The sequence below is a fragment of the Lysobacter enzymogenes genome (assembly GCF_023617245.1).
Taxonomy (GTDB): Bacteria; Pseudomonadota; Gammaproteobacteria; order Xanthomonadales; family Xanthomonadaceae; genus Lysobacter; species Lysobacter yananisis.
This window is the reverse complement of record NZ_CP067396.1, coordinates 3818075-3838774: the sequence shown is the minus strand read 5'-3', so window position 1 is coordinate 3838774 and position 20700 is coordinate 3818075. Positions and strand designations below refer to the sequence as shown.

Annotated in this window: 22 protein-coding genes and 1 pseudogene; 9 read left to right on the top strand and 14 right to left on the bottom strand. The window is 69.3% G+C overall.

Translation table 11 applies throughout. The features are described from left to right. Positions 1–32: 32 nt before the first annotated feature. From JHW41_RS15665 to JHW41_RS15650, 4 genes are all read left to right on the top strand, one after another. Complete coding sequence (locus tag JHW41_RS15665; RefSeq protein ID WP_250443258.1) at positions 33–1679, top strand: calcineurin-like phosphoesterase C-terminal domain-containing protein; 1647 nt, start codon at positions 33–35, stop codon at positions 1677–1679. Continuing rightward, entirely contained in the window at positions 1676–2269 is a 594-nt protein-coding gene (locus JHW41_RS15660; protein WP_057947134.1) for a YdeI/OmpD-associated family protein, read from the top strand. The genes JHW41_RS15665 and JHW41_RS15660 overlap by 4 nt, the downstream gene beginning before the upstream one ends. Positions 2270–2731: 462 nt before the next feature. Continuing rightward, positions 2732–3184 carry a type II 3-dehydroquinate dehydratase gene (locus JHW41_RS15655; protein ID WP_078998019.1) on the top strand — a complete coding sequence of 151 codons (453 nt, stop codon included), beginning with the start codon at positions 2732–2734 and terminating at the stop codon, positions 3182–3184. A gap of 12 nt (positions 3185–3196) precedes the next feature. After that, positions 3197–3409 carry a hypothetical protein gene (locus JHW41_RS15650; protein ID WP_198944649.1) on the top strand — a complete coding sequence of 71 codons (213 nt, stop codon included), beginning with the start codon at positions 3197–3199 and terminating at the stop codon, positions 3407–3409. 311 nt (positions 3410–3720) lie between these two features. On the opposite strand, the gene mtnC is transcribed toward JHW41_RS15650, so the two are convergent. The 6 genes from mtnC to JHW41_RS15625 form a co-directional block, all read right to left on the bottom strand. Further along, on the bottom strand, positions 3721–4416 hold the full coding sequence (gene mtnC, locus JHW41_RS15645; protein WP_250443256.1) for an acireductone synthase: 696 nt from the start codon (positions 4414–4416) through the stop codon (positions 3721–3723). A gap of 121 nt (positions 4417–4537) precedes the next feature. After that, entirely contained in the window at positions 4538–5095 is a 558-nt protein-coding gene (locus JHW41_RS15640) for a 1,2-dihydroxy-3-keto-5-methylthiopentene dioxygenase (RefSeq protein ID WP_250443253.1), read from the bottom strand. Beyond that, the gene (locus tag JHW41_RS15635) at positions 5092–5730 is read right to left on the bottom strand and encodes a methylthioribulose 1-phosphate dehydratase (protein WP_057947139.1); all 639 of its coding nucleotides are present in this window, start codon (positions 5728–5730) and stop codon (positions 5092–5094) included. The genes JHW41_RS15640 and JHW41_RS15635 overlap by 4 nt, the downstream gene beginning before the upstream one ends. A gap of 57 nt (positions 5731–5787) precedes the next feature. Next, complete coding sequence (locus JHW41_RS27150; protein ID WP_428995555.1) at positions 5788–5832, bottom strand: hypothetical protein; 45 nt, start codon at positions 5830–5832, stop codon at positions 5788–5790. 131 nt (positions 5833–5963) lie between these two features. Continuing rightward, entirely contained in the window at positions 5964–7394 is a 1431-nt protein-coding gene (locus JHW41_RS15630) for an amino acid permease (RefSeq protein WP_057947140.1), read from the bottom strand. Positions 7395–7642: 248 nt separating this feature from the next. Continuing rightward, entirely contained in the window at positions 7643–9124 is a 1482-nt protein-coding gene (locus tag JHW41_RS15625) for an amino acid permease (RefSeq protein WP_057947141.1), read from the bottom strand. A 185-nt stretch (positions 9125–9309) separates the two neighbouring features. On the opposite strand from JHW41_RS15625, the gene JHW41_RS15620 reads away from it, so the two are divergent. From JHW41_RS15620 to JHW41_RS15610, 3 genes are all read left to right on the top strand, one after another. After that, on the top strand, positions 9310–9915 hold the full coding sequence (locus tag JHW41_RS15620; RefSeq protein ID WP_250443250.1) for an NUDIX hydrolase: 606 nt from the start codon (positions 9310–9312) through the stop codon (positions 9913–9915). 162 nt (positions 9916–10077) lie between these two features. Further along, positions 10078–11358, top strand: coding sequence for an esterase/lipase family protein (locus tag JHW41_RS15615; RefSeq protein WP_250443248.1), 1281 nt, complete (start codon positions 10078–10080; stop codon positions 11356–11358). Beyond that, positions 11355–11900, top strand: coding sequence for a demethoxyubiquinone hydroxylase family protein (locus tag JHW41_RS15610; RefSeq protein WP_250443245.1), 546 nt, complete (start codon positions 11355–11357; stop codon positions 11898–11900). Before JHW41_RS15615 ends, JHW41_RS15610 begins: the two co-directional genes overlap by 4 nt. A gap of 167 nt (positions 11901–12067) precedes the next feature. Here JHW41_RS15610 and JHW41_RS15605 read toward each other — a convergent pair whose 3' ends face one another. Further along, positions 12068–12820, bottom strand: coding sequence for a class I SAM-dependent methyltransferase (locus tag JHW41_RS15605; protein ID WP_250443243.1), 753 nt, complete (start codon positions 12818–12820; stop codon positions 12068–12070). Between the two features lie 51 nt (positions 12821–12871). After that, positions 12872–14959 (bottom strand): phosphocholine-specific phospholipase C, encoded by a 2088-nt coding sequence (locus tag JHW41_RS15600; protein WP_250443241.1) that lies wholly within the window; start codon positions 14957–14959, stop codon positions 12872–12874. A gap of 385 nt (positions 14960–15344) precedes the next feature. Here JHW41_RS15600 and JHW41_RS27145 point away from each other — a divergent pair, with 385 nt between their 5' ends. Beyond that, on the top strand, positions 15345–15395 hold the full coding sequence (locus JHW41_RS27145) for a DUF6053 domain-containing protein (RefSeq protein WP_425606355.1): 51 nt from the start codon (positions 15345–15347) through the stop codon (positions 15393–15395). On the opposite strand, the gene JHW41_RS15595 is transcribed toward JHW41_RS27145, so the two are convergent. From JHW41_RS15595 to JHW41_RS15575, 6 genes and pseudogenes are all read right to left on the bottom strand, one after another. Next, complete coding sequence (locus JHW41_RS15595; protein WP_250443239.1) at positions 15377–15853, bottom strand: GNAT family N-acetyltransferase; 477 nt, start codon at positions 15851–15853, stop codon at positions 15377–15379. The genes JHW41_RS27145 and JHW41_RS15595 overlap by 19 nt on opposite strands. After that, positions 15850–16197: a hypothetical protein gene (locus JHW41_RS15590; RefSeq protein WP_250443237.1), complete on the bottom strand. Its 348-nt coding sequence runs from the start codon at positions 16195–16197 to the stop codon at positions 15850–15852. Before JHW41_RS15590 ends, JHW41_RS15595 begins: the two co-directional genes overlap by 4 nt. Positions 16198–16258: 61 nt before the next feature. Continuing rightward, positions 16259–16825 (bottom strand): elongation factor P-like protein EfpL, encoded by a 567-nt coding sequence (efpL, locus tag JHW41_RS15585; protein ID WP_250443233.1) that lies wholly within the window; start codon positions 16823–16825, stop codon positions 16259–16261. 152 nt (positions 16826–16977) lie between these two features. Further along, positions 16978–17748, bottom strand: a complete 771-nt coding sequence (locus JHW41_RS15580; RefSeq protein ID WP_250443230.1) for an SDR family NAD(P)-dependent oxidoreductase — start codon at positions 17746–17748, stop codon at positions 16978–16980. A gap of 273 nt (positions 17749–18021) precedes the next feature. Beyond that, positions 18022–18120 (bottom strand): annotated as a pseudogene (locus tag JHW41_RS27140) (DUF6053 domain-containing protein); the annotation flags it as partial. A 128-nt stretch (positions 18121–18248) separates the two neighbouring features. Beyond that, positions 18249–18731 (bottom strand): GNAT family N-acetyltransferase, encoded by a 483-nt coding sequence (locus JHW41_RS15575; protein ID WP_250443227.1) that lies wholly within the window; start codon positions 18729–18731, stop codon positions 18249–18251. A gap of 328 nt (positions 18732–19059) precedes the next feature. Between JHW41_RS15575 and JHW41_RS15570 the strand changes: the two genes are divergently transcribed. After that, the gene (locus JHW41_RS15570) at positions 19060–20475 is read left to right on the top strand and encodes a hypothetical protein (protein WP_250443225.1); all 1416 of its coding nucleotides are present in this window, start codon (positions 19060–19062) and stop codon (positions 20473–20475) included. Positions 20476–20700: the final 225 nt, after the last annotated feature.

Below are 20700 nucleotides of genomic sequence, written 5' to 3'. Positions count from 1 at the left end.
CATAATGCCGGCTTCGTTCCGGAGACCGTTTCATGCGCCTGCGCGTCTGCATCCTCGCCCTGTCCCTGTCCGTCGCGATGCCGTCGGCGTTGGCCCAGTCGCTGCCCGCGCCGTGCGAAGGCGGCACGGTGTTCGAGGACCGCAACGGCAACGGCCGCCGCGATCCGGGCGAGCCCGGGTTGGCCGGCCAGCGCGTCTCCGACGGCCGCGGCATCGTCCTGACCGACGCCCAGGGCCGCTACACCCTGCCGCTGCGCGAGCGCGGCAGCCAGTTCGTGATCAAGCCGGCCGGCTATCGCCTGGCCGCGCGCGCCGACAGCGGCCTGCCGGACTACTGGCTCAACACGACCCTCGCCGAGGGGCCGGCGCTGAAGTACGGCGGCATGCCGCAGGCCGCGCCGACCTGCCGCGATTACCCGTTGATTCCCGAACCGCGCACGCCGCGCGGCGGCGATCTCGACGTGCTGGTGTTCGCCGACCCGCAGACCAAGAGCGCGACCGACGTCGGCTACTACCGCCGCAGCATCGTCGAACCGCTGCGGGCGCAGCGCAAAGGCCGCGCGCCGCTGGCCGACCTCGGCCTGACCCTGGGCGACCTGACCCACGACGATCTGTCGCTGTACCCGCGGATCAACGCCGTCACCGCGAGCCTCGGCGTGCCGTGGCTGCATGCGCCCGGCAACCACGATCTCGACTTCGACGCCAAGGACGACGAGGACTCGCTGCTGAGCTACCGCCACGTCTACGGCCCCGACACCTACGCCTGGGAAGAGGCGCAGGCGAACTTCGTGGTGCTCGACGACGTGGTCTATCGGCCCGGCTCCAAGCCCGAGTACATCGGCGGGCTGCGGCCGGACCAGTTCGCGTTCCTCGAAGCCTACCTGGCCGCCGCCGACAAGCGCCGGTTGCTGGTGCTGGCGATGCACATCCCGCTGTTCGACGCCGCGCCGGGCCGGGAAAGCTTCCGCCACGCCGACCGCGAGCGCCTGTTCGGCCTGCTGCGCGAGTTCCCGCACGTGCTGGTGCTCAGCGGCCACAGCCACGCCCAGCGCCACGTCTATCACAATGGCGACAGCGGCTGGCGCGGCGCCGCGCCGCTGCACGAGTACAACGTCGGCGCGGCCTGCGGCGCGTTCTGGTCCGGGATCAAGGACGCGCAGGGCCTGCCCGACGCGACCATGAGCGACGGCACGCCCAACGGCTACGCGCGCCTGCGCGTGCGCGCCGATGCCGGCTACGCGCTGAGCTGGCACCCGGCGCCGTCGGCGGGCCGCGCGCTCGACACGGCCGCGGTCGCCAACGACTACCTGCGGCTGTATGCGCCCAAGGCGCTGCGCCAGGGCTCGTATCCGATCCGCGATGTCTACGCCAACGTGTTCATGGGCCGCGACGACAGCCGCGTGGAGTACCGCATCGACGGCGGCGATTGGAAGCCGATGCGCCGCGTGGCTCAGCCCGACCCGGCGCTGCTGGCCGAGAACGCGCGCGACGACGCGGCCGCGCAGCTGCGCGCTTACGACCGCTCCGCGACCGCCACGCCGACCCCGCACCTGTGGAGCGCGCTGCTGCCGACCGACCTGGCCGTCGGCGAGCACGCGGTCGAGGTGCGGGCGTTCGACGCCTGGCAGGGCGAGCAGCGCCTGGGCACCGCCTACCGCCTGCTGGACGCCGCGCCATGAGCGCCAAGCCGACCGGGCCGGCCGACGACCTGCCGGTGATCGCGTTCGACGACGCGGCCGCGTTCGAGCGCTGGCTGGAAACGCCGCCGGCCAAGCGCGGCTTGTGGCTGAAGATCGCCAAGAAGGGCAAGGGCGCGGTCACCGTCGACTACGCGCAGGCGCTGGACGTGGCGCTGTGCCACGGCTGGATCGACGGACAGAAGCGCAGCCTGGACGAGGTCTATTTCCTGCAGCGCTTCGTGCCGCGGCGGCCGCGCAGCCTGTGGTCGCAGATCAACATCGGCAAGTGCGAGGCGCTGATCGCGCAGGGACGCATGCGGCCGGGCGGGCAACGCGAGATCGACGCCGCCCGCGCCGACGGGCGCTGGGCCGCGGCGTACGCGTCGTCGAGCAAGATCGAGGTGCCGCAGGACCTGGCCGCGGCGCTGGCGAAGTCGCCGAAGGCGCGCGAGTTCTTCGAAGGACTGGACGCGGGCAACCGCTACGCCGTGTTGTGGCGGGTGCACACAGCGAAGAAGGCCGAAACGCGCGCGGCGCGGATCGCGAAGCTGGTGGAGATGTTGGGGCGGGGCGAGAAGATCCACGGTTGAACGAGGCGGTCGGCCGAATGCCCGATCTCCATGCTCCGTCATTCCGGCGAAAGCCGGAATCCGTTTTGCTGTTGCGCTGGTTCGATTCTCGCAAGCGATGCGCTTGTCCGCTGGCGGTGCTGGGCAAGAGCAAAATGGATTCCGGCTTTCGCCGGAATGACGAGGGGGAGGGCGTCGTAGCCGAAGTGCGGGACGTTGTCCGTATCCACATGCGCATGCGTGTCCGTGCCCGAGTCTGTGTCCGAGTCCGAGTCCGCGTTTGAATTCAAGTTTGAATTCGAGTCCGCGGCAGCCTGAAATGATCGCCACACGACACCGACCGCCGCTCCATACGCCGCCCCCGCAACGAGAATTGACGCGCGCTTTACGCGCCCGCCGGCCGCGCCGCATAGCGCCTTTATGCCGCGCGTTCCTACAGTGATGGCCACGGCGCACCGTCCCGCGTGCGCAGCGAGTCCGAACGTGTCGATCCTGATCCTGCGCGGCCCCCACACCGATGCCGCCGTCGATTCGATGGTCCCGCCGCTGGCCGGCGAAGTGCGCGCGACCCTGGTCGAGCGCGCCGCCGGCGCCGGCAAGGCGCTGGCGCTGCGCAGCTGTCGCAGCGAGAGCGAACTGGTCGAATGCCTGCGCAACATGCGCGCGGCCAACGCCGAGCTGCTGTTGCTCGACCCGGGCGCCTGCCTGCCGGCCAGCGCGGAACTGCGCGGCGCGCTGGAACAGCTGACGGTGCCGTACATCGAAGTCCACGACGACGACACCAACGCGCTGGAGCCGAGCCTGGCGCCCGGCTGCGGCCGTCGCCTGCGCCTGGTCCACGGCTATTCGGCGCAGAGCTACACCCTGGCGCTGTCGATCGCGCTGGAGCACCTGGGCTGCGCCGAAAGCGGCAACGACATCCACGTCGGCACCTGAGCCGGCACGGCCATGGACACGCACTACTGCTACTTCGCCGACTACGAAATCCTGGTCGGCGGGCGTTTCATCGTCTGGGGCCAGGCCACGCTGGACTATGCGCCGGACGAACCCGGACACTTCGACCCGGCCGAACTGCTGGACCGCATCCGTCGCCAGGCCGCGCACGCGCACGGCGTGGAGCGCGATGAAGTGCGGGTCCGCAATTTGAGTCGCCTGCTGTAGATCCGCGTGGCTTGATCGGCGGTGTTTGGCTCAGCGCCCGATGACCGAGCGTTGCGGGTCTCGCACGCGATGGCAGTGACGGCGTGGTTGCCTTTTCGCAGTCGCGGCTCGCGCCGCTCCTACATGGGCTACCTGTAGGAGCGGCGCGAGCCGCGACCGCGACACTGCATTTGCGACGAAGTCGGCGGTGGCCTGCGCAGGGCCCGGCAACCGCAGGTCGCAGGTTTCTCGCGCGATGGCAGCAGCGGCGTAGTTGTGTTTTCGCAGTCGCGGCTCGCGCCGCTCCTACAGGCAGCCCATGCGCCGGCGCGTCAGAGCTCGATCTGGTCGAACGAGGTCGCGCGCGGGTGGTCGTGGGTGGCGTCGCCTTCGCGCGGTTGCGGGTAGTCTTCGCGGCGGTCGATCAGCACGGTCTCCAGGCCGGCCTCGCGCGCGGCGTCGAGTTCTTCGACCACGTCGGACAGGAACAGGATCTCGTCGCCCGCCAGGCCGATGCTCTCGCGGATGCGCTCGTAGCTCGCCGCCTCGCGCTTGCCGCCGACTTCGGTGTCGAAGAAGCCGGAGAACAGCTCGGTCAGGTCGCCGGCGTCGCTGTGGCCGAACAGCAGGCGCTGCGCGGGCACGCTGCCGGAGGAATAGACGTACAGGCGCAGGCCGGCGTCCTTCCACTGGCGCAGCGCCGGCGCGGCGTCGGGGTACATGTGCGAGGTGAAGTCCGCGCTCTTGTAGCCGTCGGCCCAGATCATGCCTTGCAGGGCCTTGAGCGCGGTGTGCTTGCGGTCTTCGTCGATCCAGCCCTGCAGCACCTCGACGACGACCGAATCCTGGCACACGCCGCCGTGTTCCATCGCCACCGCGTCCAGCCACTTGCGCACGTTCGGCTCGCGCCCGCGCGCGGCGACGAAGCCCGGCAGGGCGCGGCGCGCGTAAGGGAACAGCACGTCCTTGACGAAGGAGATGCTGCTGGTGGTGCCTTCGATGTCGGTGAGGATGGCGCGGATGGGCATGGGGCGAGAAGTGAGCGTAGAGGAGTGAGGAGTGAGCGGAAGCGGCGGGCGAAGCGCGGGAGCGAACCGGAGCGGAGCGGCTTTCGCTCGCTCCTCACTCCTCTACGCTCGCGTCTCGCTTTCAGCCCGCCTGGCCTTTCTCGTAGCGCGGAAACTGCTGCGCGAGATCGGTGCCGGTGAAGTAGCCGACCCAGCCGTCCGGCTCGGTGAAGAAGCGGATCGCGACGAAGCTGGGCTCCGGGCCCATGTCGAACCAGTGCAGGGTGCTGTCGGGCACCGAGATCAGGTCGCCCTGTTCGCACTTGATCTCGTACACATTCGGTTCGACGTGCAGGGTGAACAGGCCCGAGCCGGCGACGAAGAAACGCACTTCGTCTTCCTTGTGGTAGTGCTCGTCGAGGAACTTGCCGCGCATGGTCTCGCGCTGCGGGTTGTCCGGGGCGATGCTGACCACGTCGACGGTCTTGAACCCGCGCTCGACAGTGATGCGGTCGATGTCGGCGCGATAGGCGTCCATGATCGTCTCCGGCGTGTCGCCCGGCTTGACCGGCTTGGACGCCTGCCACTGCTCGAAGCCGACGCCGATCTTGGCCAGTTCGCGCGCGATCTCGGCCTGGTCGCTGGTGCTCAGCTTCGGCGCGTCGGGCTGGTCTTCGCGGAAAATACGCAAGCGGCTCATCGGCGCAGCCTCCTCAGTTCGAGTTCGCAGCCCAGCAGGAATTCGAACGCCTCCAGGTGTCGCCGGGCCTCGCCCATGTCGCGGCCCCAGGCGTACAGGCCGTGGCCGTCGATCAGGTAGCCCCACAGGGTCTGCTGGTCCAGGGTCGCGTCGACCTGGGCGGCCAGGGTCGGCATGTCCTGAGTGTTGGGATAGACCGGCAGGTCCAGCTCGGTGTCGTGGGTGGTGGTGCCGGCGAAGGCCTTGAGCAGCTCGTAGCCTTCCAGGTGCACGTGGCCCTGGCCGGCGTACAGGCGAGAGGCCACGGTCTGGGTCTGCGAATGGGTGTGCAGGACGCAGCCGATCTCGGGGTAGCGCTTGTACAGCTGGGTGTGCAGCAGGGTCTCGGCGGACGGGCGGTGGCTGGTGGCGACCGGGGCGCCGTCGAGGTCGACGACCATGATGTCGTCTTCGGTCAGCCGGCCCTTGTCGCGGCCGGAGACGGTGATGGCCACGTGCTGGCCGTCGATGCGGCGCGAGAAGTTGCTGCTGGTGGCCGGGGTCCAGCCGCGCTGGGCCAGCTCGCGCACATTGACGATGATCTCGCCGGCGCAATGCGCCAGGCGCTGCGGATCGTAGGGCAGGGGGCTGTTCATGCCCGCCAGTTTAGCGCCCGGATGTGGCGGTTGCCTCGTTTTTGCCATAACGCAGCGTTATGGCGGCAGGCCTGCTCTTGTGGGAGGGCCTTCAGGCCCGATGCTTTTGTCTCAGGTCGCGGCGATCCCGCCGGACAGCGTCGGGCCTGAAGGCCCTCCCACAAGAGCCGCCCTACAAAAACCAAAGGCCGGCCCTGGGAGTCCCGGGGCCGGCCTCGTGGGGGCGTCCGCAATCAGCGCGACTTGCGCAGGAAGCTGTGGCGGAAACCGTAGGCGAAATAGATCGCGAAACCTATCCCGGTCCACACCGCCATCAGCATCCAGTTGTGCGCGCTCATCGTTGACAGCAGCACCAGGCAGCTGAGGATGCCGCTGATGCAGATCGGCCACGCGAACGGAATCCGGAACGGCCGCGGCAGGTCGGGCTGGGTGCGGCGCAGGATCAGCACGCCCAGGCAGACCGAGGCGAACGCGATCAGGGTGCCCATCGAGGTCATGTCGCCGAGGATGTCGAGCGGGAACAGCGCCGCCAGCAGAGCGATACCGATGCCGGTGATCACGGTGTTGATGTGCGGGGTGCGGTACTTGGGATGGATCTTGGTGAACACCGGCGGCAGCAGGCCGTCGCGGGCCATGATCATGAAGATGCGCGGCTGGCCGATGATCATCACCAGCACCACCGACGACAGCCCGACCAGGGCGCCGACCTCGACCACGATGCGCAGCCAGTTCAGCGCCGGATGCGCGGCGATCGCGGTCACCACCGGCTCGTCGGTGCCCAGGGTGTAGTACGGCGCCAGGCCCGTCATCACCGCGGCCATACCGATGTACAGCACGGTGCAGATCGCCAGCGAGGCCATCATGCCGATCGGCATGTCCTTCTGCGGCTTGTGCGATTCCTGCGCCGCCACCGACACCGCCTCGAAGCCGATGTAGGCGAAGAACACCATCGAGGCGCCGCGCAGCACGCCTTCCCAGCCGTACTTGCCGTGGCCCTGCGATTCGGGGATGAACGGCTGCCACAGGTCCGGGTTCACGTACTTCCAGCCGACCGCGATCACCAGCACGATCAAGCCCGACTTGAGCACCACCATCGCCATGTTCATGGCCGAGGACTTGCGGATGCCGACGTAGCACAGCCAGGTCAGCAACAGCACGATCGCCGCCGCCGGCAGGTTGGCGATGGCGCCGGTCGGGCGCAGCTTGGCGTCCAGCGGCGCCTGCACCAGCGCCGCGGGCAGCGTTATGTCGAAGTGTTGCAACAGACTGAGGAAGTAGCCGGTCCAACTGACCGCCACCGCCGAGGCCGATACGCCGTATTCCAATATCAGCATCCAGCCGATGAACCACGCGGCCAGTTCGCCGAGGGTGGCGTAGGTGTAGGTGTAGGCGCTGCCGGAGACCGGCACCATCGCCGCGAATTCGGCGTAGGCCAGCGCGCAGAAGGTGCAGCAGATCGCCGCGAGCACGAACGACAGCATGATCGCCGGCCCCGCGTGCTCGGCCGCGGCCTTGCCGGTGATCACGAAGATGCCGCCGCCGATCACCGCGCCGATGCCCAGCGCGGTCAGGCCCCAGGGGCCGAGGGTGCGGTGCAGGCTCAGCCCTTCGGCCTCGGTGTGGGCGGCGTGCGGGTGTTTGGTCGCCCGGAGTTGTTCCAGCATGGTGGTTCGTCCTGGTGTTGCGTCTGTCCGCGCGCTGCGTCTGTCCGATCCGTCATTCCCGCGAAAGCGGGAATCCAGGGCTTCACCGATGCAAGACTCTGAAGTCTCTGGATTCCCGCTTTCGCGGGAATGACGGCTTCGGGCGAGGCCTGTCTGAGATGAAGCCGGACGCGATGGAAACGTGCCGCTGTAAAAGGAAAAAGGCCGGCGGGATATCCCGCCGGCCTCGAATCATGAAAGCGCCGGGTTCAGGCCTTGCCGCCCGCCGCCTTGCGCAGCTTGCTGTTGTGGTAGCCGTAGCCGAAGTAGATCAGCATGCCGATCGCGGTCCAGCCGGTCATCAGGTGCCAATGCTCGGAGAACGGCTTCCAGAACAGGTACAGACACGCGGCGGCGCCGAGCGGGCAGACCACGACGGCCAGCGGCACGCGGAACGGACGCGGCAGGTCGGGGCGGGTGTTGCGCAGGATCAGCACGCCGACGCAGACCGTGGCGAACGCCAGCAGGGTGCCCATCGACACCAGTTCGCCGAGCAGGTTGATCGGGAACAGGCCGGCCAGGATGCAGGCGAACACGCCGACGATGATCGTGCCCACGTACGGGGTCTGGAACTTCGGATGCACCTTGGCGAAGAACTGCGGCAGCAGGCCGTCTTTCGCCATCGAATAGAAGATGCGCGGCTGGCCCATCAGCATGACCAGGATCACCGAGCTGAGGCCGGCGATGGCGCCGATTTCGACCACCAGCTTCAGCCAGCCCAGCGCCGGATAGGCTTCCAGCGCGGTCGCGACCGGCTTGGGCGTGCTCAGCATGTGGTACGGCAGCAGGCCGGTCAGCACGCCGGAGACGATGATGTAGATGATGGTGCAGATCACCAGCGAGCCGAGGATGCCGATCGGCATGTCGCGCTGCGGGTTCTTGGCTTCGCCGGCGGCGGTGGAGACCGCGTCGAAACCGATGTAGGCGAAGAACACCACCGAGGCGCCGCGGATCACGCCGTCGATGCCGTACTTGCCGGGCCCCTGGCTTTCCGGAATGAACGGCACCCAGTTGTCCGGGTTGACGTACTTGGCGGCGAAAGCGACGAACAAGGTGATCACCACGACCTTGATCGCGACGATGATCGTGTTGATGAAGGCCGACTGGGTGATGCCGACGTAGCACAGGCCGCTGAGCGCGGCGACGATGACCACCGCCGGCAGATTGACCAGGCCGCCGGTGTAGACGAACGCGCCGTCGACCATGTTGAGCGGCGCGGCCGACAGCGACGCCGGCAGGCCGACGCCGAAAGTCGTCAGCAGGCTGTTGAGGTAGCCCGACCAGCCCACCGCGACGGTGGACGCGGCGAACAGGTATTCCAGCACCAGGTTCCAGCCGATGAACCAGGCGACGAACTCGCCGAGCGTGGCATAAGAATAGGAGTAGGCGCTGCCCGACACCGGCAGCATCGCCGAGAACTCGGCGTAGCACAGGCCCGCCAGCGCGCAGGCGATGCCGGCGACGACGAAGCTCAGCACGATCGCCGGGCCGGCGTGCTCGGCCGCGGCGTGGCCGGAGAGGACGAAGATGCCGGCGCCGATGACCGCGCCGATGCCCAGCATCACCAATTGGGTCGCGGTCAGAGACCGTTTCAGCGTTGCCTCGCCCTGGAGGCTGCCCTCTACGGGCTCGCCGGCGTCCACATGGCCGGCGGGTGCCACCGGCTTGGTGATGAACAGGCCTCTCGACATCGAACTCCCCTCTCTCTCGTAAGAAGTGATCTGTGCCCGTCGTTCTGGCGACGACGATGACTCGCACCCGGAGCGGGGCGGCGGGCCACCTTAACTCAGGGTGTAAATAAGCGGCAAGCGCACACGGTCATGGTCCCGGCGGCGATAATCCCGGCTCCCCGTTCCTGAATCGCCAGCCCCTCTCCATGCCAGCGCAACGCCCCGACGCCATCGCCGAACTTCGTTCCACACTGAGCGACTATGCCCGGCGCTGGCCGGAAGAAGCCGGACATACGGCGCCGTTCCTGGAACTGCTGGCCGAGACCGACGAAGCGCGTGGTGCGCTGCAGCACGACGCTGCCGTATGGCCGGACCCGTTCCGGCGCGAGCGCCTGGCCGGCCACTTCACCGGCAGCGCGTGGCTGGTCGACCGCGCCGGCGCGCGCGTGTTGCTGACCCACCACCGCAAGCTCGGCCGCTGGCTGCAGCTCGGCGGCCACGCCGACGGCGACCGCGACCTGGCCGCGGTCGCGCTGAAGGAAGCCGAAGAGGAATCCGGGCTCGCCGGCCTCAGCGTGGAGCCGGAGCTGTTCGACCTCGACCGCCACTGGATTCCCGAGCGCGGCGACGTGCCCGGCCATTGGCATTACGACCTGCGCTATGTGGTGCGCGCGGGCGACAGCGAAGCGTTCGTGGTCGGCGAAGAATCGCTGGCGCTGGCCTGGCGCGAGATCGACGCGGTGCTGGCCGATCCGGACAGCGACGACTCGATGCGGCGGCTGGCGCGCAAGTGGCTGGCGCGCGGCGGCTGAGCGCGGTCTGCACAAGCGGTCGCCCGCGCGGCGGCGCCCCGATGCGGGGGCGGGCGGTCGACTCGCCGGACTGCGACGCAGCCTCCGGCGCTTGCGCGGCCTGCGCCTGCGATGCGCAGGCAACTGCGCTACGCTGAGCCCCTCTTCCGCCCGCGCCGCCGCATGTCGACCAAACGCTCGGCCCCGAACGAAACCGGCTACGGCGGCGATTTGCGCGGCATCGGCCGCCTCACCATCGACGCGATCACCGGCGTCGCCGATCTGGTCGAATCCGTCCACGCCACCATCGCCGCTTTGCCCGGCCCGTTCGGCGCGCCGGTCTACGACCCGACCCGCGGCCTGACCGGGCAGGTGTATCGCGGCGTGCGCGGCGTCGCCCGTCTGGTCGGCGGCGCGCTGGACCTGGGACTGGCGCAGGTCGCGCCGTGGCTGGACCGGATCGAATCGTTGCCGCAACGCGACGCGGCGATCAGCGCGCTCAACGGCGTGCTCGGCGATCACCTCGACGAAACCGGCAACCCGCTGGCCATCGGCATGCGCCTGTGCAGCGGCGGCCGGCCGTTGCCGTCGGGCCGCAAGGCCTTGGGCGCGGCGCTGCCGCAGGCCGGCGGCAAGTTGGTCGTATTCGTCCACGGCCTGTGCATGAACGACCGGCAGTGGCGCTGGAACGGCCACGATTACGGCGCCGAGCTGGCGCGCGACGCGGGTTGGACGCCGGTCTATCTGCGCTACAACAGCGGCCGCCACATTTCGTTCAACGGCCGCGATTTCTCCGCCCGGCTGGAACGCTTGCTGCGCGATTGGCCGGTGCCGGTGGAACGCCTGGCGATCGTCTGCCACAGCATGGGCGGCCTGGTCGCGCGCAGCGCCTGCCACGCCGCCGCGCAGGCGCGGCATGGCTGGATCGACAAGCTCGACAGCCTGGTGTTTCTCGGCACGCCGCATCAGGGCGCGCCGCTGGAACGCGCCGGCAGCTGGTTCGACACGGTGATCCAACTGAGCCCGTACACCGCGCCGTTCGCGCGCCTCGGCAAGATCCGCAGCGCCGGCATCCAGGACCTGCGCCACGGCAACCTGCTCGATTCAGACTGGCGCGCGCACGCCGACCGCAAGCGCGCCGGCGCCGACGCGCGCGCCGACACCCGCACGCCGGTGCCGTTGCCCAAGGGCGTGCGCAGCTACGCGATCGCGGTGTCGACCGACGCCCGGCGCGCGCGCGACCAGGGCGATCAGCGCCGCGACGACCCGCCGTCGGGCGACGGGCTGGTGCCGGTCGCCAGCGCGCTGGGCCGGCACCGCAATCCCGCGTTCGACCTGCGCATTCCCGCGTCGCGGCAATGGCTGGGCTACGGCCTGCATCATCTGGACTTGCTCGGCGATGCGCAGGTGTATGCGCAGCTGCGGCGCTGGCTGAAGCCCGCGCGGCGCTCGCGCACGACATGAGCGCCATCGCGCAAGCTGCCGGCAGCGACACCGATCTCGGCCACCGCATCCTCAAGGTCAACCACGCCGGCGAACACGGCGCGGTCAACATCTACGCCGGCCAGATCCGCATGGCCCGGCTCACCGCGCCGCATCTGCTGCAAGAACTGAGCGCGTTCCGCGCCGACGAACAACGCCACCGCGCGCTGTTCCGGGCCGAACTCGAACGCCGCGGCCGCGCGCGCTGCCGCAGCTATGGGCTGTGCGGCCTAGGCGGCTACGCTCTGGGCCTGATCACCGGCCTGTTCGGCGCCCGCGCCATCGCCGCGACCACGGTCGCGGTGGAGCGGGTGGTGCTGCGTCATCTGGCCCATCAGCTGGACCTGTTGAAAGGCCGCGACCCGGCGGCGGTGGCGGCGATTTCCGCGATCCTCGACGAAGAACGCGAACATCACGATACCTCGGCGGGGCACCTGCACGAAGACCGCTTCTGGTCGCGGTTGCTCTCGCCGGTGGTGTCGGCTTCGACCGAAACGGTGATCTGGCTGGGGATGAAGCTGTAGCGCGGCGGAACCGACGCCGTGCCGGGCGAGTTCGCGGTCGCGGCTCGCGCCGCTCCTACAGGAAACGCGACATCCGCAGCCCCCTGTAGCAGCGGCGCGAACCGCGACCGCGCCAACGCAACCACGACGCGCCGTTCACCGTGCCGCGCGACCGCAGACAACACGACTTACCCGAGCTTGCGCACCAAAACACTCCGCCAAGGCCGCCGTTCGCTATCGATGAAGCTTTCCCACTCGACCGCAAACCCGGCGCGCCGCAATCGCTCGTCCATCGCCGCCGCCGACCAGCGCACCACCCGGTAGTCGCCCGCATCGCCTTCCCACTCGTCGCCGTCGCCGAGCATGTGCGACAGCAGCGCGACGCCCTGCGCCGTCAGCGCCCGCGCCAGCTTGCGCAGCGCCTCATCGAGCTGGTCGCGTTCGAAGTGCTGCACCACGTACAGCAGCAAGATCCCGTCGTAAGTTCCCTCGATCTCGTCGCTCAGCAGATCCAGCGGATACGCCTGCTTGCCGCGTTCGATCTGAAACCGTACGAACGCCGCGGTGACATCGGTGCGCCGCACCCGCGCGCCCAGGGTTTCGAGAAAATCGGCGTCCCAGCCCGGCCCCGAGCCGATCTCGAGCACCCGCGCCGGCGGCGCCAGGGCGGCGGCGAAGCGGCGCAAATCCGCGGCCGCCTGCGGCGACGGCGTGGCCGGCACTGCGGCGGCGTAGCCGCGCGCATAGCCTTCGTACGCCGCGACGGTGCGGCGGTTGTTGCGATGGTCGGCGTCGGTCATCGGCGGGCTCCGGCTAAGGCTGGCGACACCGTAGCAAAGCGGCGGCGCGGGATCGCCACCGCTCGTCCGCGACGCCGCGCGCCGCGTCCGCCGAGCGTGTTCGCAGTGCGCCGCGCCGGCGCGCCGCGCGCCGGCCGGCATCGTGCGCGCGGCCACCGGCCCGCTGGGCGGGCGGCCGCGCGCTGCCGCCGATCAGGCGCCGATCGCCGGATCGCTGACGCTGTGCTCGCCGTTCTCCGCATGGCCGGCGAAACGGCGCAGATAGCCCGCGTCCTTGTCCGAGGTCAGGCTGAGGTCGTACCAGCCGCGCGCGCCCGCGAGCGGCCAGCTGTCGCTTCGCTTGGCGCCCGGCGCCAGCGCGTAGCTGCGCGCGGCGGCGGCGCTGTAGCGGTTGGGCTTCAGCGTCAGCGTGCACGCGGCCTTGCCGGTGTTGACCAATTCGATCAGCAGGCGCCCGCCGGCGACGTCGTGGCGCACCGTCGCTTCCGGATTCGCGCCGTCGGCCGCCAGCGCCTTGTTGAGGTCGCCCTTGAACGCGCGCAGGAAACCGTTCGGACCGTACGCCGAGAGGTCGTAGAGACCCTTGGTGACCTGCCTGGCGCTCCAGTAGTCCGACAACGCCGTGCCCGCATCGAGGGTGTAGTACCAGGGGCCGTCGCTGCGGTTGCCCGCATAGACGTTGAAGCAGGCGCCGGCGACGCCGCTGTTGCCGAAGTCGAGCCAGTAGCGCCCGCTGGACGCTTCGATGCGCCCGCTCACCTGCAACTCGTACGGCAGCGCGCGCGCCGGGCGCTGGCCGCGCTCCTGCTTCGGCAGGCGCTGCTGCGCCGGCGGCTTGGGCGCGGCCAGGCGGCAGCTGGCATCGGCGTTGCTCATGCTGTCGTCGGTGTCCGGCAGCGCCGGCCACGCCGCGTTCGGGGTGGCGAAGTCGAACGCGGTGCTGAGGTCGCCGGCCACGGTGCGGCGCCACGCGCTGATGTTCGGCTCGGCGACGCCGAAGCGCGCTTCCAGGAAGCGCAGCACCGAGGTGTGGTCGAACACCTGCGAGTTGACCCAGCCGCCCTTGCTCCACGGCGAGATCACGAACATCGGCACGCGCACGCCCAGGCCGACCGGGATGCCGTTGTAGTTCTCGGTCGCGGTGTCGACCGTGCTCTTGCCCAGGTCGGCGTTGATCGCCGGCAGCGGCGCGGCGGCGTGGTCGAAGAAGCCGCCGTTCTCGTCGTAATTGATGATGAAGACGGTCTTCGACCAGACCTCGGGGTTGGCCACCAGCGCTTCCAGCAGGCGCGCGGTCAGCGATTCGCCGTAGGCCGGCGTGGCCTCGGGGTGTTCGCTCATGATGTAGGACGGCACGATCCACGACACCGCCGGCAGAGTGCCCTCGCGCACGTCCTTGGCGAACTCGGCGATCAGGTGCTCGCCGCGCGAGGTCTTGGCGTTGGCCTCGTTGGAGCCCGGCACGATCGCGCGGCCGCGCTTGTACAGCGGCGAATTCGTATCCAGCTTGCGGAACGCGGCGAAGTAGGCGAGCGAGTTGTCGCCGTAGTTGTCGTGCTCCTGGTAGACGCGCCAGGCGATGCCCTTGTCCTGCAGGCGCTCGGCATAGGTCTTCCACTTGTGCCCGGCGAAGGTCGGCTTGTCGCGGGCCATGTCGCCGGTCCAGTTGCCGTCGTCGGCGTTGTTGACCGCCTGCGCGCCGTAGTCGCCCACGGTCATGCCGCTGGTGCCGGTGAACAGGTGCATGCGGTTGGGATTGGTCGGGCCGTGGTGCGAGCAGTAATAGGCGTCGCAGACGGTGAACGCGTCGGCCAGCGCGTAATAGAACGGCATGTCCTCGCGGGTGAAGTGGCCCATGCACATCGGGCCCTTGACCGAAATCCAGGCGTTGTAGTCCTTCCAGCGCGAATACGCGCCTTTCCAGCTGTGGTCGATGTCGGCCAGGCAATGCGCCGCGGTGCTGGCGGTGTCGAGATGGAACGGCAGCACCACGCTGTTGGGGTTGCTCGCCGACTTGGGCTGCTCGAACGCGGTCTTGCCGCCCGGCAGCGGGATCGGCCGCGGATCGTCGAAACCGCGCACGCCGCGCAGCGCGCCGAGGTAATGATCGAACGAGCGGTTCTCCTGCATCAGGATCACCACGTGCTGCACGTCCTGGATGGTGCCGGTGACCCGCGCGGCCGGCGTGGCCAGGGCGGTGCGGATGCTGGGCGGCAGCAGGCTCAGCGCGGCGGTGGAGCCTGCGAGCTTGAGGAAATCGCGACGGGTCGGGGATGCCAAGGCCTTGCTCCAGAGCTGGGCGCGGCGCGGATGCGCCGCCGGGGGAAACGATAAAGCCTGGAAGCGGCAGATTGCAGGTTCGTGGCAGCGCCGGGCGGGTGCGCGCGATCACGCAACCGCAAGCCGGCAGAGTGGTTTTTCCCGAATTTTTATGTGAAGGCCGTCGCTGCTATCGATGTACAGCGTTGCTTGGCTTGGGAGGCGCCGCGACGTATTGGTTGGGATGTGCGCAGCTTGCGATGGTGGCGCGATCGTCGACACCGTCGTTCCGGCGAAAGCCGGAATCCATTTTGCTTTCGTTTTCGCCCGTTACGTTCGGCAACGACAACGGCAAGATCAAAATGGATTCCGGCTTTCGCCGGAATGACGGCAGCGCAGGCGGCCAGTGGGAGGGCCTTCAGGCCCGACGCCCTTCGCTCAGGTCGCCGTACCCTGATCGCGCAGCCACAAGGTCATCAAGCGCCGCGGATGCGCCACATAGCCCGCGCGCTTGTAAATCCCGCGCGCATGCGCGTTGTCGTCGTTGACCTCCAGCCGCAGCGCATCCAGCCCTTCGGCCCGGCACAGCGCTTCGACTTCGCCCAGCGCGCGCTTGGCCAGCCCGCCGCCGCGATGCGCCGGCAGGACGAACAACTCGTCGAGCAGGCCGAAGCGCCCGCCGAATTCCAGGCTGAAGCAGAACCCCAGCACGAAATAGCCGGCGATCTCGCCGTCGCGCACGATCAGGCGCAAGCGTCCGGCGTTCGGGTCGGCGACCAGCGCGCCGAGCGCGCGGCGCAACGCCGGTTCGTTCCACGGCAGGTGCTCGACTGCATAGAACTCGCGCAGCACCGGGATCAGCCGCTCGATGTCGGCGGCGGTGGCTGCGGCGAAACGGTAGTCGGTGGCGGTCATAAAAAGCGGTCCTGCTCTTGGCCGTAACGCTGTATCCAGCGCGAGACGGCGGTGTCGGCGGCGTAGCGGGCGCGCAGTCGCGACCAGCGTGCGCGCTGCTCGCCCACGCGCCGCTCGTGTTCGCGGGCGAGGGCTTCCATTGCCGCGGCATCGGACGGTTCGCCGCCGGAAAACGCCTTGAATTCTTCGTATTCGGCGACGAACCCGCGCAGGTCCGCGGGCAGGTCGCAGAAGCCGTCGCGGTGCGGCGGCTGCAGCCATTGCGGAATCTCGCACTGCGCAGCGGCCGCGGTCCCGTCCGTCGCGCCCGCGCCGGGGCGCGAGCACGCCGCCGCCAGCGCCATCGCGGCGCCGGCGCTCAGCATCGCCGCGGCCCGCAGGGCGGCCGCGGCGGTGCGCGCGAGATCAGTCCGCACGCCCGGCGAACTCGCCGGTCGCGGTGTTGACCAGCACGCGCTCGCCGGTGCCGATGTACTCCGGCACCATGATCTCGATCCCGGTCTCCAGCTTGGCCGGCTTCGGCCGCTTGGTCGCGGTGCCGCCCTTGAGCTCCGGCGGCGTCTCGATCACTTCCAGCGACACGCTGGCCGGCAGCTGCAGGCCGACCGGCAGGTCGTCGATGATCTGCACGTAGAAGCCGCCGAGGTCGGCGATGATGTAGCCCGCGGCGTCGCCGACCACGTCGGTGTCCAGGGTGTAAGGCGTGTAGTCCTCGTCGTCGAGGAACACGAACGCGTCGCCGTCCTTGTACGAGTACGTCGCCTGGCGGCGGCTGAGCTCGACTTCCTTGAGCTCGTCCTCGGCGCCGACGCTGAGGTCGAACTTGGTGCCGCCGGGGACCGAGTACATGGTGAAGCGGAACTTCACGTTGCCGCCGCGGCCCTGCGGCGAACTGCGTTCGATGTCGCGCACCTGGTACACGGTGCCGTTGTGTTCGATGACGTTGCCTTTCTTGACGTCGTAAGCCTTCATTGCGTCGATTCCGATCGAGATGTTCGTTGCGTTTCCGACTGCAGGAGCTGCGCAAGCTGCGACCGCGGGGTGGCCGGTCGCGCCGAAGGCTTCGGCGTAGTTGCGTTGTCGCGGTCGTGGCTCGCGCCGCTCCTGCAGGTAGCGGGTGTGGGTTACTTCGGGGCGAGGCGGGTGGCGCCGTCGAGGCGGATGGTCTCGCCGTTGAGATAGGTATTGCCGAGGATGTAGGCGACCAGATCGGCGAACTCCTCCGGCTTGCCCAGGCGCGAGGGGAACGGGATCGAGGCCGACAGCGACTGCTGCACCGACTCGGGCATGCCGTCGACCATCGGGGTCCAGAAGATGCCCGGGGCCACGGTCATCACGCGGATGCCGAAGCGCGCCAGTTCGCGCGCCATCGGCAGGGTCATGCCGACCACGCCGCCCTTGCTGGCCGAGTACGCGGCCTGGCCGATCTGGCCCTCGTACGCCGCGACCGAGGCGGTGTTGACGATCACGCCGCGCTCGCCGTCCGCGCCGGGTTCGTTGTGCTGCATCAGGTCGGCGGCGGCCTTGGCCACGTTGAAGCTGCCGACCAGGTTGACCATCACCGTGGTCTGGAACTGCGACAGCGCCATCGGCGCTTCCTTGCCCAGCACGCGGCCGGCGCCGAGGATGCCGGCGCAGTTGATCGTCGCGTTCAGGCCGCCGAGGAACTCCTGGGCCGCCTTGATGTTGGCCGACACCCCGGCCTCGTCGGTGACGTCGGTGCGGAAGTAACGGGCGTTGCCCTCGCCGAGCGCGGCCACGGCCTGCGCGCCCTTGTCGTCGTTGACGTCGAACAGCGCGACCTTGCCGCCGCGGGCGACCAGGTGCTGGGCCACGGCGAAACCGAGGCCGGAAACGCCGCCGGTGATCGCGGCGCGGGCATTTTCGAGTTGCATGGGGCGGTCCTGAGGGCGGAAAAGGCGCCATTCTAAAGGACCCAGGAGGAGGGCGCCGCCCCGGGCCGGGCGGGCGTCCGCCGCCGGAACGGGGGCGGCGTCGGCATTTTTTGCGCTGGGTCGGCCTGGGCGGTGCGGTTTTGCGGGCCCGAGCCCGCTTTACTGTGTGTTGGCCCTCGGCTCCGAAGCCTCGCCCTGTGGGAGAGCCTTCAGCCCGAAGCTCTGGCTTTGTGAGGAACTGCGGCCCGAAGTCCTGGCTGTGTGGGACAGCCTTCAGTTCGTAGCTTCGAGCTTTTGTAGGCGGGCCTGCAGTCCGAAGCTTCCGGCTTTTGTGGGAGGGCCTTCAGGCCCGACGCTTTGCTGACAGGTTGCGGCGACCCGACCGGAAAGCGTCGGGCCTGAAGGCCCTCCCACAAAAGCCGCGGCCGCTCAAAAGCGGCCTGCCCGAAGCGGACCGGACGCTAGGCGAACCCAGACCCCATTCGAATCCAGCCCGCTACTCAAATCGAACGCAGATACCAGGTATTGCTGCCGCGCAACTCCCCATACCCCATCCGCGCCTGCAACAACTGGAAGCCGTTGCGCTCCAGCAACCGCTGCGCCTCGCTCATCCGATCCAGCACTTCGACATAGCACTGGCCGAAGCCGAACCCGCGGGCGCTCAGCAGGCATTGGTCGAGCAAGGCCTGACCCAGGCCGATCCCGCGCACGTTCGGCAGCAGATAGAACTTGCGCAGCTCGCACACGCCTTCCTCGCCGCCGAGCAGCGGCGCGATGCCCACGCCGCCGCCGAGCCGGCCGTCGCGCTCGACCACGAAGTAGGCGCTGCGCGGCCGGCTGTAGGCGCGCTGCATCGCATCGACCTGCGGATCGCTGGCCAGGCCCGAGCCGAATTCGGCCAGCACCTGGCGCGCGATCGCCGCCAGCGCCGCGTCGTCGCGCGGCAGGATCGGACGCAGTACGGTTCCGGGCGGCAGGGTCATGGCGGGCGGCGTTCCTTCGTTCGCGAAGGCGACATCCTCGCTCAGCGCGGAGCGGTTGCGAAGATGCCTGCGTCGCAGGCGGCGGACGCGATGCGAAGCCCGGGGCGGGGCCGCCGGGTCGCCGATGGTTTCAGGGCGGCGGTCCGGATCGGCGCGACGGCGCTTGCCGGCGGCGAGCGAACCGGTCGCCGATCCGGGGCCCACCCCGTCCGGGCTGCTGGATTCTCGAAGGGCGTCGCAGTCCGATGGCCCATCGCGGCCACCGTGTCCCGGCCTGGGCGGCCTTTGCGTTTGCAAGGGAACACACAGGCACGCACAGGGGCGGGCGATGAAATCCATCTGGATGTTGGGCGCGGCCGCGGCCGCTTGCGTCGCCGCCAGCGCGATCTCGCAGGAGCGCAGCGCAGCCGCCGCACCGACGCCGGCCGCCGCAGCCGCCGCGCCGCGTTTCCCCAGCTACGACCCGCGCTACCCGCCGCCGCCGGGCACGCCGCCGGCGCAGGTGTTCCAGCTCAGCCAGGACTTCCCCAAGACCTACGCCGCCGACACCTTCGCGTGGGAGAAGATCGACTTCAAGGCCTTCCCCAACGAATACCTGCGCGCGGTGCTGAACTACTGCCTGGAAGGCAACGTCGACGTCGACTTCCGCGTCCAGGACAACCGCGTGCGCAAGTGGTACCACGCGCCGTGGCTGCACGACGACGGCAGCCAGTTCGGCGGCGGCCGCGAGTGGCGCCGCGGCATGACCCGCGAGCGCATGTCGCGCCCGTTCGAACTGCACAGCAAGCAGACCGGGCGCGGCCAGAACTGGGCGGTGGGCTTCTACAACGACCGCGGCGGCGTCGGCCTGGGTAAGGTCTGGCTGACCGCCGACGGCCGCCCGGACCCGGCCAAATCCACGTTCCCGCCCAACACCGTGGCCTGCAAATTGCTGTTCACCGACGCCCCGGTCGAACAAGTGCCGTATCTGGCCAACGGCAAGGTCTGGACCGCCAACATCTATCCGGACACCAACTACAACAAGCCGCGCGTGGACAAGGAAATGCGCCTGCTGCAGCTCGACGTGGCGGTGAAGGATCCGCGCCTGGCGCGCAGCAGCGGCTGGGTGTTCGGCACCTTCGTCTACGACGGCGGCTCGCCCGGCAAGACCGTGTGGGACCGGATGAGCCCGGTCGGCCTGATCTGGGGCGACGACCAATCGGTGCGCACCGACGCCCAGCGCAACGGCGTGTTCGTCAACACCGCGCTGACCCAGTCGCGCATCAACGGCTTCTTGGTCGAACAACCCGGCTGGGATTACGGCAATCGCGCGTATGTGCGCCACCACGGACTCGGCGGCCGCGTCAACGGCCCGATCGACAGCCCGATTTCTTCGTGCGTGTCCTGCCACGGCCGCGCCGGCACCTTCGCCAACGCCGCCGACCCGGTCAACCGCGGCCGGCCGATGGCGATGGCGGTGTTCAGCGCGAACAAGCCCAGCGACTTCCCGATGGACAAGTTCGACGAGTTCTTCAAGCCGATCGCGGACGGGGCGCATCTGGAGACGCAGGACGGCAGTCAGTTCATGACCACCGATTACTCGTTGCAGGTGACCGGCGGCATCCGCAACTACTACCAGAACCTGCGCAGCCAGCCGCCGGTGGTCGCCGAGTCCGTGCCCAACTCGCGCGGCGTGCGCGCTGCCGCACCGGTGGACCTGAGCGACGCGCCGCCGCTGCCGCGGGTGGATCGCGACGCGGATTGAGGCCGGCGTTTGGCCCGGGCAGGGCGGCGCGCAAGCGCTGAAGCGTCGCGCGCAACCCTTGCGGGCTTGCACGCAAGCGCGGCCGGTCCGATCGCAAGGCAAAAAGTCCCGGCGGCGCCCCGGATTGGGGCGGCGCCGAGGCGGGCGAGGCTTGCGCGCAAGGCGATAGGACTTGCGCGCAAGCCGCGATGGCTCGCGTTCGGGCCGAAAAGCCTCGCCGAAAAC

What these genes read in the sequence shown, in the direction of transcription:
- JHW41_RS15625 (WP_057947141.1), bottom strand. Translation starts at nt 9,124, where the DNA reads ATGTCGAGAGGCCTGTTCATCACCAAGCCGGTGGCACCCGCCGGCCAT.
- JHW41_RS15620 (WP_250443250.1), top strand. Translation starts at nt 9,310, where the DNA reads ATGCCAGCGCAACGCCCCGACGCCATCGCCGAACTTCGTTCCACACTG.
- efpL (WP_250443233.1), bottom strand. Translation starts at nt 16,825, where the DNA reads ATGAAGGCTTACGACGTCAAGAAAGGCAACGTCATCGAACACAACGGC.
- JHW41_RS15630 (WP_057947140.1), bottom strand. Translation starts at nt 7,394, where the DNA reads ATGCTGGAACAACTCCGGGCGACCAAACACCCGCACGCCGCCCACACC.
- JHW41_RS15650 (WP_198944649.1), top strand. Translation starts at nt 3,197, where the DNA reads ATGGACACGCACTACTGCTACTTCGCCGACTACGAAATCCTGGTCGGC.
- JHW41_RS15570 (WP_250443225.1), top strand. Translation starts at nt 19,060, where the DNA reads ATGAAATCCATCTGGATGTTGGGCGCGGCCGCGGCCGCTTGCGTCGCC.
- JHW41_RS15640 (WP_250443253.1), bottom strand. Translation starts at nt 5,095, where the DNA reads ATGAGCCGCTTGCGTATTTTCCGCGAAGACCAGCCCGACGCGCCGAAG.
- JHW41_RS15635 (WP_057947139.1), bottom strand. Translation starts at nt 5,730, where the DNA reads ATGAACAGCCCCCTGCCCTACGATCCGCAGCGCCTGGCGCATTGCGCC.
- JHW41_RS15610 (WP_250443245.1), top strand. Translation starts at nt 11,355, where the DNA reads ATGAGCGCCATCGCGCAAGCTGCCGGCAGCGACACCGATCTCGGCCAC.
- JHW41_RS15590 (WP_250443237.1), bottom strand. Translation starts at nt 16,197, where the DNA reads ATGGCGCTGGCGGCGGCGTGCTCGCGCCCCGGCGCGGGCGCGACGGAC.
- JHW41_RS15660 (WP_057947134.1), top strand. Translation starts at nt 1,676, where the DNA reads ATGAGCGCCAAGCCGACCGGGCCGGCCGACGACCTGCCGGTGATCGCG.
- mtnC (WP_250443256.1), bottom strand. Translation starts at nt 4,416, where the DNA reads ATGCCCATCCGCGCCATCCTCACCGACATCGAAGGCACCACCAGCAGC.
- JHW41_RS15615 (WP_250443248.1), top strand. Translation starts at nt 10,078, where the DNA reads ATGTCGACCAAACGCTCGGCCCCGAACGAAACCGGCTACGGCGGCGAT.
- JHW41_RS15575 (WP_250443227.1), bottom strand. Translation starts at nt 18,731, where the DNA reads ATGACCCTGCCGCCCGGAACCGTACTGCGTCCGATCCTGCCGCGCGAC.
- JHW41_RS15580 (WP_250443230.1), bottom strand. Translation starts at nt 17,748, where the DNA reads ATGCAACTCGAAAATGCCCGCGCCGCGATCACCGGCGGCGTTTCCGGC.
- JHW41_RS15595 (WP_250443239.1), bottom strand. Translation starts at nt 15,853, where the DNA reads ATGACCGCCACCGACTACCGTTTCGCCGCAGCCACCGCCGCCGACATC.
- JHW41_RS15665 (WP_250443258.1), top strand. Translation starts at nt 33, where the DNA reads ATGCGCCTGCGCGTCTGCATCCTCGCCCTGTCCCTGTCCGTCGCGATG.
- JHW41_RS15605 (WP_250443243.1), bottom strand. Translation starts at nt 12,820, where the DNA reads ATGCCGGCCGGCGCGCGGCGCGCCGGCGCGGCGCACTGCGAACACGCT.